7 protein-coding genes are annotated in these 13,955 nt (G+C 64.6%); 5 read left to right on the top strand and 2 right to left on the bottom strand.

What is annotated here, in order from left to right:
• Positions 1-19 precede the first annotated feature (19 nt).
• A complete protein-coding gene (locus AB5Y64_RS03220) occupies positions 20-1,687 on the bottom strand; it encodes a methyl-accepting chemotaxis protein (RefSeq protein WP_161469887.1) in 1,668 nt (555 codons plus the stop codon).
• A gap of 128 nt (positions 1,688-1,815) precedes the next feature.
• Here AB5Y64_RS03220 and AB5Y64_RS03215 point away from each other — a divergent pair, with 128 nt between their 5' ends.
• The 5 genes from AB5Y64_RS03215 (at position 1,816) to glpC (ending at position 6,832) form a co-directional block, all read left to right on the top strand.
• Positions 1,816-2,271 (top strand): YchJ family protein, encoded by a 456-nt coding sequence (locus AB5Y64_RS03215; RefSeq protein WP_081844109.1) that lies wholly within the window; start codon positions 1,816-1,818, stop codon positions 2,269-2,271.
• Between the two features lie 221 nt (positions 2,272-2,492).
• Complete coding sequence (gene glpA / locus AB5Y64_RS03210; protein ID WP_041215061.1) at positions 2,493-4,172, top strand: anaerobic glycerol-3-phosphate dehydrogenase subunit A; 1,680 nt, start codon at positions 2,493-2,495, stop codon at positions 4,170-4,172.
• Positions 4,162-5,439: a glycerol-3-phosphate dehydrogenase subunit GlpB gene (glpB, locus tag AB5Y64_RS03205; protein ID WP_319894515.1), complete on the top strand. Its 1,278-nt coding sequence runs from the start codon at positions 4,162-4,164 to the stop codon at positions 5,437-5,439. The genes glpA and glpB overlap by 11 nt, the downstream gene beginning before the upstream one ends.
• A gap of 1 nt (position 5,440) precedes the next feature.
• Positions 5,441-5,578: a hypothetical protein gene (locus AB5Y64_RS03200; RefSeq protein ID WP_158657322.1), complete on the top strand. Its 138-nt coding sequence runs from the start codon at positions 5,441-5,443 to the stop codon at positions 5,576-5,578.
• 51 nt (positions 5,579-5,629) lie between these two features.
• On the top strand, positions 5,630-6,832 hold the full coding sequence (glpC, locus tag AB5Y64_RS03195) for an anaerobic glycerol-3-phosphate dehydrogenase subunit GlpC (protein WP_010674925.1): 1,203 nt from the start codon (positions 5,630-5,632) through the stop codon (positions 6,830-6,832).
• Positions 6,833-7,148: 316 nt separating this feature from the next.
• Here glpC and AB5Y64_RS03190 read toward each other — a convergent pair.
• The coding region (locus tag AB5Y64_RS03190; protein ID WP_368203264.1) for a type I secretion C-terminal target domain-containing protein at positions 7,149-13,955 on the bottom strand (6,807 nt) is incomplete at its 5' end.

Below are 13,955 nucleotides of genomic sequence, written 5' to 3'. Positions count from 1 at the left end.
CCAGACGGCAAAAATGTGATTAGTAACGGAAGCGGGAGACGAGTTGGCGCAATTTGTCACCCGTGCCTGCCAGGGCGCGGGTGGTGGTGCTGGACTCCCCGGACGCCTCGGTCAGCTCGCTGACGATCTGCTGGATGGCCACCAGGTTCTTGTTGATCTCCTCGGAGACCGCGTGCTGCTCCTCGGCGGCCGTGGCGATCTGGATGTTCATGTCGTTGATGGTCCCGACCGCCGCTACCATGCTGTCCAGGGAGCTGGCGATGTGGCTCGCCTCCTGCACCGTCTCCTGGCTGCGTGCCTCGCTGGCCTGCATCACCTCCACCGCCTGCTTCACCCCGCCCTGCAGGCGCTGGAGCATCTCGTTGATCTCCTTGGTGCTCTGCTGGGTACGGCCCGCGAGGGATCGCACCTCATCCGCCACCACCGCAAAGCCGCGCCCCTGCTCGCCCGCCCGGGCCGCCTCAATGGCGGCGTTGAGGGCCAGCAGGTTGGTCTGATCGGCGATGCCGCGAATGACCTCCACCACGGAGCCTATCTTGCCGGTCTCGTGGGCGAGCTGCTCGATGACCCCGGCCGCCACATGCACTTCGTCCACCAGCCGGTTGATGCTGCCGATGGCGCTGTTCACCACGCCGCGGGCCGCATCGGACTCGCGGGCCGCATCGCTGGTGGCGCTGGCGGCGTTGGAAGCGCTCGCCGCCACCTCCTGGGCGGTGGAGCTCATCTCGGTCACCGCGGTCACCACCTGATCCGTCTCCTTGCCGTGGCCCTGCATCTGCCTGTCCGCATGCTCGCTCAGGCTATGCAGCCGATCCACGGCCCCCAGCAACTGGTGGCTGGTCTCCCCCACCTGGCTCACCACCGACTGGATCCGCTCGACGAAGCGGTTGAAGGCGGCGGCCAGCTGCCCCACCTCGTCCTTGCTCTGCACCTTGAGGCGCTGGGTCAGATCCCCGTCCCCGTCGGCGATGTCGTTGAGTGCGGCAACCGCATCCGCCAGCGGGCGGGTGACCCGGTTGCCGATCACCACGGTGGCCGCCAGGGTCACCCCCAGGATCACCAGGATGAACAGCACCCCGGTTTTCAGGGAGCCATACATGGTCTCCTCCCGCTCGCTGCGCAGGGTTGCAAGCTCATTGTCGATGTCGTCGATGTAGAAGCCCGTGCCCACGACCCACTGATACTTGTCGAGCACCAGGTTGAAGGAGAGCTTGGGGGCATCCCGCCCGATAGAGGGCTTGTTGGTCCAGTACTCCGAGAAGCCATCTCCTTCCCGCGCCGACTTGATGATCCCCTGAATGAGGAAGGCACCCTTGGTATCCTTGTCCTGCCAGCGGTTCTTCCCCTCCATCTCGGGCCGGGTCGGCAGCAGCACGGTATTGCCCTGATAGTCGTAGACGAAGAAGTAGCCGTCGCTGCCATAGCGCAGCGGCCGCAATATCTCCTTCACCTGCTGGCGCACTTCGGGGCTGTCAGGCTTGCCGTAGCTGCTCTCGATGGCCGTCTTGGCCAGCATCAGATAACTGCTGAGCAGCGCCTTGCGCTCCTTGATTGCCCTCTCCCGCGCCACCACCAGATCCGATTCCAGATCGCTCCTGGCCACCAGGTAGTTGCTGAGATTGACCACCAGGGCCATCAGCAGCACGGGGATGGCCCCCAGTAACAGGATCTTCTGCTTAAGTGTCATTGTGTCACCCTTTGTGCTGTGTTCATTGCTGCATGATGTCTGCCTAAACGGCATGGGAAGCTGGCCGAAAGGGAAGTGCGTTCGCTACAATCCCGCCACCTTTAATTATCGACCAGATGAGCTGACTCATGAACCTATGTCCTTGCGGTTCCTCTCTTTTTCTTGCCAAGTGCTGCGGTGTACTCCACGCAGGCCAGCCCGCCGCCACCCCGGAGCAGCTGATGCGATCCCGCTACAGCGCCTTCATGCTGGGATTGGGAGAATATCTGGTACACAGCTGGCACCCGGACTATCTGAACGGACTGACCGCGGCCGACCTCTCATCGACCGACACCCGCTGGGATGGCCTCGAGATCATCGCCAGCCAGGGCGGCCCCGATGACACCCTCGGCATGGTGGAATTCAAGGCCTGGTTCCTGGAGGGGGACGAACGTCACTGCCTCCATGAGCGCTCCCGCTTCGTGCGCCATCAGGGGCGCTGGGTCTACACCGACGGCGAGCAGGATCCGGCGCCGCTGCGGGTCGGGCGAAACGACCCCTGCCCCTGTGGCAGCGGCAAGAAGTTCAAGAAGTGCTGCGGCTGAGGTTTCCCCCACGCCGCCCTCTGGCCAGCCCCCGGGCTGGCCTTCTCCCCTCCCGTCATGCTTTCCCCTGCCCGCCTCGACGGTGACGTGAGGTTCATCACATTTCGCTCATCGCCTCACACTTAATGAGCGTTTACGAACATTAATTTGGCCCATATCAAACATTTTACGTCGTGGAGGCGCCACACTGGCCTCATCTGGAAGAGATGAGACGGGCACGAATGAAAAGAATCACCACACAAGTCGTCATCATAGGGGGGGGCGCCACCGGCGCCGGCATCATGCGCGATTGCGCGCTGCGCGGCATCGACTGCATCCTGCTTGAGCGGGACGACATCGCCGCCGGCACCACGGGCCGCAACCATGGCCTACTCCACTCCGGCGCCCGCTACGCGGTGACGGATCAGGAGTCCGCCCGCGAATGCATTCAGGAGAACCGCATCCTCAAGCGGATCGCCAGCCACTGCGTCGAGGACACCGGCGGCCTCTTCATCACCCTGCCGGAAGATGACATCCATTTTCAAAATACCTTCATGGACGCCTGCGCCCTGGCGGGCATCGACGCCCGCCAGCTGGATCCCGCCGAGGCGCTGCGCCTTGAACCCAACGTCAACCCGGCGCTGATCGGTGCCATCCAGGTGCCGGACGGCACGGTCGACCCCTTCCGCCTGGCCGCTGCCAACGTGCTGGACGCCAAGGAGCACGGCGCCCGCATCTTCACTCACAGCAAGGTGCTGGGGCTTCTGCGCACCCAGGATAGGGTGCACGGGGTCAAGGCCATCAACACCCGCACCGGCGAAGCGTTCGAGGTGGAGTGCCAGGAGGTGATCAACGCCGCCGGCATCTGGGGCCAGCAAATCTGCGAGTATGCCGACCTCGGCATCCGCATGTTCCCCGCCAAGGGTTCCCTGCTCATCATGGATTACCGCCTCAACCAGCTGGTGCTCAACCGCTGCCGCAAACCGGCGGACGCGGACATTCTGGTGCCGGGCGATACCATCTCCCTCATCGGCACCACATCGAGTCGCATCGATTACCACAAGATTGACCAGCTCACCGTCGAGCCCGAAGAGGTGGAGGTGCTGCTGCGCGAGGGGATAAAACTGGCCCCCATCATGGCCCGCACCCGATTGCTGCGCGCCTACGCCGGCGTTCGCCCTTTGGTGGCAGTGGATGGCGACGAGTCCGGCCGCAACATCAGCCGTGGCATCGTGCTGCTGGATCACGCCGAGCGAGATGGCCTCCAGGGGTTCAACACCATCACAGGCGGCAAGCTGATGACCTACCGGCTGATGGCCGAATGGGCCACCGACTTGCTTGCCAAAAAGCTTGGCAACAGCAAGCCCTGCCGCACCGCCGAGCTGAGCCTGCCCGGCTCGCGGGATCCGGAGAAGGTCTCCGCCCCCGGTCTCTCGGTACCCGCCGAAGGCTCGGCCCAGTACCGCCACGGCGAGCGGGTCATCGCCTTTTTCCGCGACAATCCCAAGGCCAACGCCCTCATCTGCGAGTGCGAGATGGTGACCGCGGGCGAGATTGAATACGCCCTGCGGGAGCTCGACGTGGACAACCTGGTGGACTTGCGCCGCCGCACTCGTCTGGGTATGGGCCCTTGTCAGGGGGAGCTGTGCGCCTATCGCGCCGCCGGCCTGATGCAGGAGTATGGCAAGGCGGACGGTCGTCAGGCCTGCGTCATGCTGCGCCAGTTCCTGGAGGAGCGCTACAAGGGCACCCGGCCGGTGCTGTGGGGCGATGCCCTGCGGGAAGCGGAATTTACCTACTGGATCTACGAAGGGCTGTTCGGCCTTGGCGAGTGGACGGCCCCCCACCTGGTGAGCGAGCCCCCCTTCCCGCTCGATGCCAGCACCGCCAATTCCACCAAGGAGCGCAGCCATGAAATTTGACAGCATCGTGATCGGCGGCGGCATGGCGGGCCTCTCCGCAGCCCTGCGCCTCGCCGAGGCGGGCCAGAAGACCCTGCTGATGGCCTCCGGCCAGAGCGCCCTGCACTTCTCCTCCGGCTCGGTGGATCTGCTGGAGAGCGACGGGGATCCCCGCGCCGCCCTGCCCGCCTTCATGGCGGCCCATCCGGATCACCCTTACAGCAAGGTGGGGCTGACCCATATCGCGGCGAGCCTCGATGATCTACAGCGCCACTGCGCAGAAGAGGGGCTGCCCCTGATGCACCAGGAGCACAACCACCAGCGGCTGACCCCCATCGGCACCCTCAAAGCCACCTGGCTCTCCCCCGACACTTGCGCCTGCGTGACCGATGCCCCCGCCCCGGACGCCATCCTGCTCGCCACCCTGGAAGGGTTTCGCGATTTTCACCCGGCGCTCGCGGCGGCGAATCTCGCGACCCACGCCCGTTTTGCCCACAGCCGCATCCTGACCGGGGAAATTCGCCTGCCCCAGCTCGCCCAGTTCAGCCGCAATCCCCACGAGTTTCGCTCCGCCGACATCGCCCGCCTGTTCGACAAGCAGGGGCCTGGCCAGCAGGACCTGCTGGCGGATCTGGCCCGCGAGATCAGCCGCATGGTGCAGGGATGCGGCGTGCCCGGCTGTCGCCATATCGTGCTGCCCGCCTGCCTGTCGCTGGGGCTGGTCGGCCCGCGTCTGAGCGAGCTGGAACGGCGCACCGGCTGCACCATCAAGGAGGTGGCCACCATGCCGCCGTCCCTCATCGGCATGCGGATGCAGGAGGCCCTCAAGCGCCGCTTCATGGCCCTTGGCGGCACCTTCCTCACCAGCGAGCGGGTGCTGGGCGCTCGCTATGACGGCGACAAGGTGATCGGGGTGCACAGCCAGCACGGGGAGGATCAGCTGTTCGAGGCGGACCACTTCGTGCTCGCCTCCGGCAGCTTCTTCAGCCGCGGGCTGGAGTCGCGCCTCGGAGGCATTCGTGAACCCATCTTCGATGCCGACGTACTGAGCCTTGCCGAGCGCGACGCCTGGGCCGGCCGCCGCCTGTTCGACCACCACCCCTTCATGGGCTTCGGGGTCAAGACCGACGAGCGGCTGCGGGTGCTGCGCGGCGGCAGGCCCCTCACCAACCTTTACGGCGCCGGCAGCGTGCTGGCGCACTATGACCCCATTAAAGAAGGTTCCGGCTCCGGCGTGGCCGTTGCCACCGGCTGGCAAGCCGCTGGCCATATTCTGGCGGAGGGCTGAGATGAATCACATATTCCCACTCCAACGACACGGCGTGCTGGCCCACGACGATGCCCAATCCAAAGAGGGCTCTGGCTCAGGTGTCGCGGTCGCCACCGGCTGGCAGGCCGCCGGTCACATTTTGAGTTCAGCCCAATGATGATTTCGCCCCATATCCCGTGCCTTCACACCCAACGGGAGGAGAACTGACATGCTACTGGATCATGCCAACCAGACTTTCGATCAGTGCATCAAATGCACCGTCTGTACCGCCTACTGCCCGGTGGCCAAGGCCAACCCGGCCTACCCCGGCCCCAAGCAGGCGGGCCCGGATGGGGAGCGGCTGCGCATCAAGAGTCCCGAGCTCTTTGACAGCGCCCTCAAGTACTGCACCAACTGCAAGCGCTGCGAAGTGGCTTGCCCGAGCGGGGTGCGCATCGGCGACATCATCGCCAAGGCCAAGCACCAGTACAGCGGCTTCAAACCGGGGATCCGCGAGTTCGTGCTCTCCCACACGGATCTGATGGGCAGCATGTCCACCCTGATGGCCCCGGTGGTCAACTTCACCACCGGCCTCAAGCCGATGAAGCAGGTGCTGGACAAGGCGCTGGGGGTCTCCTCCCACCGGGACCTGCCCAAATACTCCCAGGGCACCTTCCGCGGCTGGTACAAGAAGCAGAAAACGACTCAGGCCCGCTTTGCGCGCCAGATCGCCTACTTCCACGGTTGCTATGTCAACTACAACCACCCGCAGCTTGGCAAGGAGCTGGTGCAGGTGCTCAACGCCATGAACATCGGTGTCCAATTGCTTGCGCGGGAGAAGTGCTGCGGCGTGCCGCTGATTGCCAACGGCTTCATGGACAAGGCCAGGCAGCAGGCGGCCTTCAACATCCAGCAGCTGGAGAACACCCTGCTCGGCAACGAGATGCCGCTCTTGGCCACCTCTTCCACCTGCGGCTTCACCCTGCGGGACGAATATCCCCACCTGCTGGAGCAGGACAACCACAAGGTGCGCGATCGCATCTCCCTGGTGACCCGCTTCCTGTGGAACGAGTTCGATCGGGGCAACAAACCGGCCATGAAGCCCCTCAATCTGCACATCGCCTACCACACCCCCTGCCACCTGGAGAAGATGGGGGGGGTCATCTATACCCTCGAACTGCTGCGGGCCATCCCCGGGGTCAAGGTGACGGTGCTGGACTCCCAGTGCTGCGGCATCGCCGGCACCTACGGCTTCAAGTCGGAAAACTACGACACCAGCCAGGCCATCGGTCAGGGGCTGTTTGATCAGATAAACCGGCTCAAACCCGATCTGGTCATCACCGACTGCGAGACCTGCAAGTGGCAGATCGAGATGAGCACGGCGTTTCGCTGCGAACACCCGGTGCACCTGCTGGCACGGGCGCTGGCCTGACCGCCATCCCCCCGGTCCGCCCATCATCACGGGCACCGGCTTGGAAGCGACACGCCCCGGTCAATACCTGCGCCCCCTCTGGCCGGCATTGACCGGGATCGGCGCGGCAAGGCCCTGACGCCGCCCGGGCAGCCCGATGGGAGGCCCGGGCGGCAAATTCCTTTGGTTGTTTGAACCACCCACACAGTAAAAAGCAGCAACAACACCCACCCCGTTAAAATCCATCTCCCATTACCACCACCGGGAAATATCAAGCCAGCATATTCAGCCAACAAAAGAGCCGGCATTCGCCGGCTCTTTGCATCATCTCACCCCATCAGGGGTGCTGGATGATCAGGCTGTGCTGATCCAGCATGGATTGCAGGATGTCGTGAGAGGAGGAGCCGCTCAGGTTCCAGCCACTCAGATCCACGTCCTTCAGGGTGATCTGCTGGGTGACATTGCCATCCCCCGCCGGGGAGACCGACAGGCTCACGTCACTCAGGCCATTGCCGGTGCTGGTCACCGATGCCTGGAGATGACCCAGCAGGCCATCCACGCTGTTGTCGGTCACCCCCTTGAGCAGGTCCGCCAGATCGATCCTGTCCCCCTCCTGGGGACGGAAGTCGGTGATGGTGTCTATCGCCGGAGAGGCCGTCGTCCCCTCGTCACCACTGCCCCACACGAAGAGATCGCTGCCGGCGCCACCGGTCAGGATGTCGTTGCCCTGACCGCCCCGCAGCACATCATCTCCCATGCCGCCCAGGAGGCGATCATTGCCGGAGGAGCCGAACAGCCAGTCCCCCTGATCCGAGCCCAGCAGATCGTGACCGCTCTGGCTGTGGATGGTGATGGTCTCCGTGGCCGAGCTCAGGGTGCCGCCACCCAGGCTGGATTCGGCACTCAGGGTGAGGGCATGATCCCCCGCCGGCAGATCCTTGAGGTAGATGGGCACGGACTGGTCCATCGGCAGCAACCAGTCGTTGCCATCCGCGTGGCCGACGCTCTGGCCGTGCTCGTCCACCACCTGGGCGCTGCCGAGGTTCTGGATCCGCACCGACAGCTCACCCGGGGCCGGATTGACCACGCTGGCGCTGAGGTTGAGCGGCACCCAGGCCCCTTGCAACGCAAGGATATCGTGGGTACCGACCCCCAATTGGGGATCGTCCGGCTCGGCCGTCACCTGGATGGCAATCTGGGCGCTGTCGGTCAGGACGCCACCGGCACCGGTATTGCCCTGATCCGAGGTGGTGATGCTCAGGTTGTCCTGACCCCAGAAGTCCCTGGCTGGCTCGTAGTGCAGGTTGCCTGCCAGCAGGCCGTTGAGATCATCGAGCGACCCGACCAGGGTCACCACGCTGGTCCCCGCCCCCTGCACCGAGACGGCGCCTGCCGCCCCCAGCAGGGTCAGCACACCGTGCTCCACCCGCAGCACCATGGAGATGGGCGCACTGCCCGCATCCACGTCCTTCACGCTGATCCCGGTGAGCGACAGGGAGCCATCCTCTTTCACCTGCAATGAGCCCGGCACCTGGGTGACAGGGGCATCATTGACCGGCTCGACCTCGATGGGCAGCACGTCGGTATCGCTCAGGGGGCCACCGCTGCCGGTGTTGCCAAGATCATTGGTCACCATGGTCAGGGCATCCTGGCCATTGAAGTCCTGCTCGCCCTGATAGGTCACGCCCCCTGCGAGCAAGGCATTGATGGCATCCTGGGAACCGCTCAGCACCAGGGTGTTGCTGCCGCTGCCGCTCACCGTCACGCCACTGCCCGCCGCCAGTTCCAGGGTGCCGTGCAGCACGGAGAGGGTGACAGAGAGGGGGCTGTTGCCCGCATCCACATCGCTCACCTGCAGCCCGTGAATGGTGAAAGGCTGATCTTCCTGCGCCACCTGGGGCGTCGTCGGCAGCTGGTTGACGGGGGCATCGTTGACCGGTTGTACCAGGATGGGCAGCACATCGGTGTCACTCAGGGCGCCACCGCTGCCGGTATTGCCCCGATCGTCCGTCACCATGGTCAAGGCGTCATTGCCATGGAAGTCCGGGTCGCCCTGATAGGTGACGCCGCCCGAGAGCAGGGCATTGAGATCCGCCAGGGTGCCGGTCAGCACCACATCGCCGGTGCCGTTGCCGGTCAGGGTCACGCCGCTCCCGGCCGGCAGGGTCAGGGTGCCGTGCTCCACCGAGAGGCGCACTTCCATGATGCCGTTGCCCGCATCCACGTCCTTGACCTGCAGACCCTGGATGACGAACGGCTCGTCCTCCTGGGCCACCTGGGGATCATCGGGCAGCACGTTGACGGGGGAGTCGTTGACCGGGCTCACATCGAGATGGATGGTGCCGTTCACTTCCGGGCCGAGGGCGCCGTTGTCCAGGCTCTGGGCCGTCACCTTGATCGCCATGGCGCCGTTGGCGTCGTTGGTCACGAGCTCCACCGCGTCGAGCTTGCCCCCATCCGTGGTGACCTGCCAGCGGCCACCGCCGAGATCCACTACGGTGCCACTCACCCCGCTCGGCAGGCGGATTTCTGCCCCGTCCGGCACCCCTTCCAGGGTGACGCGCACCTGCTCGGGCCCGTTCTCGTGCACATTGCCGGCATTGCCGCCGGTAGCATGGGTATCCCGGGTCTCCACCCCCAGGTTCAGGGTGATCACATCCCCTTCGGTGCCGCTCGCCTGCTCCTGCATGTCGGTGATGACTGCATCCCCCACCGGATTGACGGTGACGGTGAAGCCCGCACTGGTTTCAAGGGGCAGGGTCAGCCCCTTGTCCAGGGTGAAGGCGCTCAGGGTCAGATCCACGGTGCCGCTGAAGTCCGCAGGCGGGATCAGGGTCAGCTTGGAGAAGTCGGTGCCCACAGGCACCTGCCACACCCCGCCGCCGTTGTTGACCGCCGGGGCGGACAGGGTGAAGCCATCCGGCACCCCCTTGATCTGCAGCCCGACGATCTGCTCGGAGCCATCGTTGTCGATGAGGCTGGCCCCCAGCCCCCCCAGACTCACGCTGCCATCTTCCTGGCCCGTGACGTTCTGGACCGTGAGGTTGGCCGGATCGTTCACCGGCAGCACCTCGAAGCTCACGTTGCCGCTCCAGCTCCCCCGAACCGTGCCCGTGGTGGCGGTATCGAGAATATCCACCGTCACCGCCAGCGGCACCTTGCCGCTGAAGTGTTCTTTGGGCACGAACACCAGATCCTTGAGATCCGCCGGGTTGTTCACCGTGAGGGTGGAGACCGGCTGGCCGTTCTTGTCGAGGAAGTGACCATATTGGGGATCCACGGTCACGACCACCTGCTCCACGGTCTCGAGACCGCCATCGGCCACCGAGGGGCTGATGTCGGCGAGCTTGACCGAGAGATCGAGATGAATGTCGGTGTCTTCCAGGTTGTCAGGCTGGCCGTCGCCGTTTACGTCCTTCACGTTCAGTTGCAGCTCCGGCAGGCCGTCCGCCCCGCCGTTGATGTCCACCTCCGGGGTGATGGAGAGGGTGACGTCCTTCTCCACCATCTTGGTGTCACCGCTCACGGTGTCGGTGTTGACCAGGCGCACATTGAAGTGCAGGCCGTCACCGGCATAGTCTTGCGGCAGGGTCAGGGTCAGGGTCAGGCGGTCGAGATCATCGAGGCCGCCCGGCAACTTGATGAGGTACTCGCCGTTGACGAAGTCATAGGTGAGCCCCTGTACGTTGACGCCCGGAGGGAGACCAGTGATGACGATGCTGAGCTCGTCGTCCCCGATGTCCGCCGTGCCCAGGGTCACCATCTGCTTGAGCTGGCTGCCGAAGTTGACGCCGTGATCCTCCACCCCGGTGATGGGGGTACTGTTGTCAAAATCGACATCGGCGGCCACCTGACCCGAGTGGGTCGCGCCATGGAAGTCGGCGCTGGCGGTGATCTCCCGATAGGCCGGGGCGCTCACATCCCCCTCGTTGTTGTCACCAAGGTCGACCACCCTGGCGCTCACCTTGAAGGTGACGGTGCCGGTGAAGCCATCCGGCGAGCGCAAGGCATAACTGCCGAGGGCGTCGTGGGGAACCGTCCAGTTGCCCTTGCCATCGTTGATGCCGCCCACCACCACGAAGCCGGGGGGCAGATCGCTGATCACCAGGTAGTCGATGACCTCATCGCTGCTGGGGTCCAGATCCTCGAACACGAAGACGCCGTCCAGCGGGATGTCGTGCCCGTCCGGGCTCTCCAGCTGACCGGTCTGCACCAGGTTGCCATCGGGCTCCACCACCGCCTGGATATCCACATGCAGGGTGCCGTCGATCACCTTCTGGGCAGTGGCGCTGGAGTCCACATCCACTTGTGTCACCGTGACATGGCTCTGGAGGGTGGTGTCCCTGTCGCTGTCTTCGGGCCCTTTCACCAGCAGCTGGCCACCGCCGAGCAGGCTTTGCAGCTCGGCGTCGCTCAAGTCCACGGCGCCGCCGCTCACGGTCAGCTGGGTCTCGACCCCACCCACGCGGATCCAGACTTCATACCCGGGTTCGATACCGGAGAGGCTGAGGTGGGTCACCTTCTCGGCGCCGTCGGTCAGGTCAGGCTGCCAGTCGAGGACGGTGAACTGATCCTCCAGGCCATGGCTGGTCTTGGCGTAGTCGGTAGCGTCGATGGCCGGCTCCACCTTGATGGTGAGGGGCACGTCGAAACTCTTGTGGTCGCCGTCATTTTCGGTCACCACCACGTGGCCGACCAGGTGCAGATCGGCGGTGCTGTTGGGGGGTGGCTGGATCTCCAGGTTGCCAAGGCTGGTCACATCCACCTGATAGAGAGGATTGCCCTTGCCATCGAGCCCGGCGAAGGTCAGGGTCAGCTCCTTGCCACTGCCGTCGAATACCTTGGCCCCTTCCGGCAGCCCTTCCAGCACCAGGTTGAGGGTTTCCGAGTGATCGAGCGGGGTATCCGTCCACTCCCCCGAGGTGAGCTTGAAGTCAAGGGGCGCCCGGCCATCCTCCTGGATGGTGATGCTGTAGCCGTTGCCATCCTGGGTCCAGTCGGTGGTATTGAGATCGAAATGGGGTTCATCCACCACCCCCACCAGATCCACGTGCAGGCTCTGGCTGCCGGTCTCCTTCTCGTTCACCACGGTGTGGGTCTGGCCGCTGGCATCGGTCAGAATGGCGGTGTCCTTCACCACCCCCTTGATGGTGAGATCGAAATCGACGTTGCTGTTTTTGGGCGGCAGCAGCTTGAGGTCATTGATGCGGTCATAGGGCACCTCGTAGTAACCGTTGGCATCCAGGGTGACCGCCACCCCACCCAGCAGCAGGGTGGCACCGGCGGGCAGGCCGCTGATGCGCACGAACAGCTGCTCGGAGCCATCTGTGGTGTCTCCCAGATGGGCGAGCCCAATCTTGCTGCCCAGATCGATCAGGGTATCTTCCTTGCCCTGGATCTCGCGCACCGTCAGCTTGGCGTCGTCCGCCAGCGGGTTCACGTTGACAATCACCTCCAGCGGATCGCCGAGGGCCGTCTCCTTGCCGGTCACCACCGGGGTCTTCTCCGTGCTCACCGGGGTCACAATGAGCTTGATGTCACCGCTGTAGTCCTTGCCGGGCACCACCGTCACCTTGTTGATGTCGCCACCGGCCACCGTATAGAGGCCGTTCGCCCCCGGGGTGAGCACCTTGCCGTTCAGGGTCAGCGAGCCCTGGCCGGACGCCCATTTGATCTGGTAGCTCAGGGTCTCGGAGCCGTCCGTATCGGTGAGACCCGCCTTGACGTTGAGGGCGATGCCGCTGCTGTCCTCGTCCGTGGTGTAGTGCTGGTGCGTGCTGCCCGCATCCCACAGGGGTTTGTCGGCAATGCCCTGCACCGTGATGTCCAGATTGCCGGTCAGCACCGGGGGCTTGCTCCCCTCGGTGACCCCCACCTGCAACTGCACCGGGAAGCGCAGCGGAGCACCTCCGTTGTTGTAGCTCGAGTAGTCGTGGTTTGGCACAAAAGTGACACCGGTGAGCTGGAACTTGTCATCGGTGTTGGCCACCGCCACCATGGCCGCGGGCGGCACCTCATACCAGGTCTTGCCCCCCTGGGTGATGGTGGTCAGTGCGACGCCGTTGAAATAGAAGGTGCCGTGAGCATTGGCCGGCGCCTGGATCAGCAATTTCTCGACGAACTCGCCCCGATCGTAGTCGCCGATGTCCAGGGCCATGGTGATGGGGATGCCATGAGTGGGATCACTGGCCCCCGCATCCTCGGCGCCGGTGACTGCGCTCACGGTGAGCTTGCCCGCCTCGTCCCATATGGTCAGGGTCAAGACACCGTCATCGGTGTCCCCATCCCCGTCCACCAGGTGGAAGTCGATGGTCTGCACCAGGGTATTGTTGCTGTGATTAACGCCGGATGTCGCCGTGAAGCTGTAGTTGCCCTCGGCACTGATCACCAGGGTGCCGATCACTTGTCCCGTGCTGTCGGTGACTGCAATGCTGGTGTTGCCGCTGGCGGCGATGGGGTGCTCGGTGCCATTGATGGTCACCGATCTCACCACCGCATCGTCCGCCCCCTCGCTGGCAGTGGCCAGCAGATCGCCGGTCACTTTCGCCCCTTCATTCAGGGTCTTGCTCGCGTCCACGGCCACCGGCACGTCGTCCTGCACGCTCACATGACCGATCACTTCGGCGCTCAGATCCCCGTCACTATCCCGTGCCTGCAATGGCAGCTGGATATCCAGCAGATCCTTGCCCTGGACGCTGTGATCCAGATTGCCGGTCAGCTCGAAGGTGTAGCGGCCGGACACATCCAGGGTCAGCTTGAAGATGAGCTTGCCTGCGCTGTCCTTGCCAAGGTAGACACCCGGCTGGCTGTCTGCCCCTATGGTGACCGCCTTGCCCCCCGACGTCAGGGTATTGAGGGCGTTGAAGCGGGCTACATCCAGTTGCAGGGAAACCACCCGGTCACTCCCGGCGGCGATCGTCACCTGGCCGATGGCAACCTCTCCCGTGCCTGACGGGCTGGTACCCCCATGCTGGCCACTGCCCCCGTTGAGGTCCGACTCCTTGACGGTCACCCCCTCGATGGCGGTGATCACGGGATCCGCCGCATCGGTGATCACCGCCGTGGTGCTGCCGGTGATCACACTGCCGTCGCTGTCGGTCACCTTGACCGGCAGGCTCAGGTTGAGCTTGTCGTCAGCCCCGTG

This window comes from Aeromonas sp. R5-1, assembly GCF_040908265.1.
In the GTDB taxonomy this organism is placed as follows: domain Bacteria; phylum Pseudomonadota; class Gammaproteobacteria; order Enterobacterales; family Aeromonadaceae; genus Aeromonas; species Aeromonas caviae.
The sequence above is the reverse complement of the archived record's forward strand: the minus strand, read 5'-3'. Positions and strand labels throughout refer to the sequence as shown.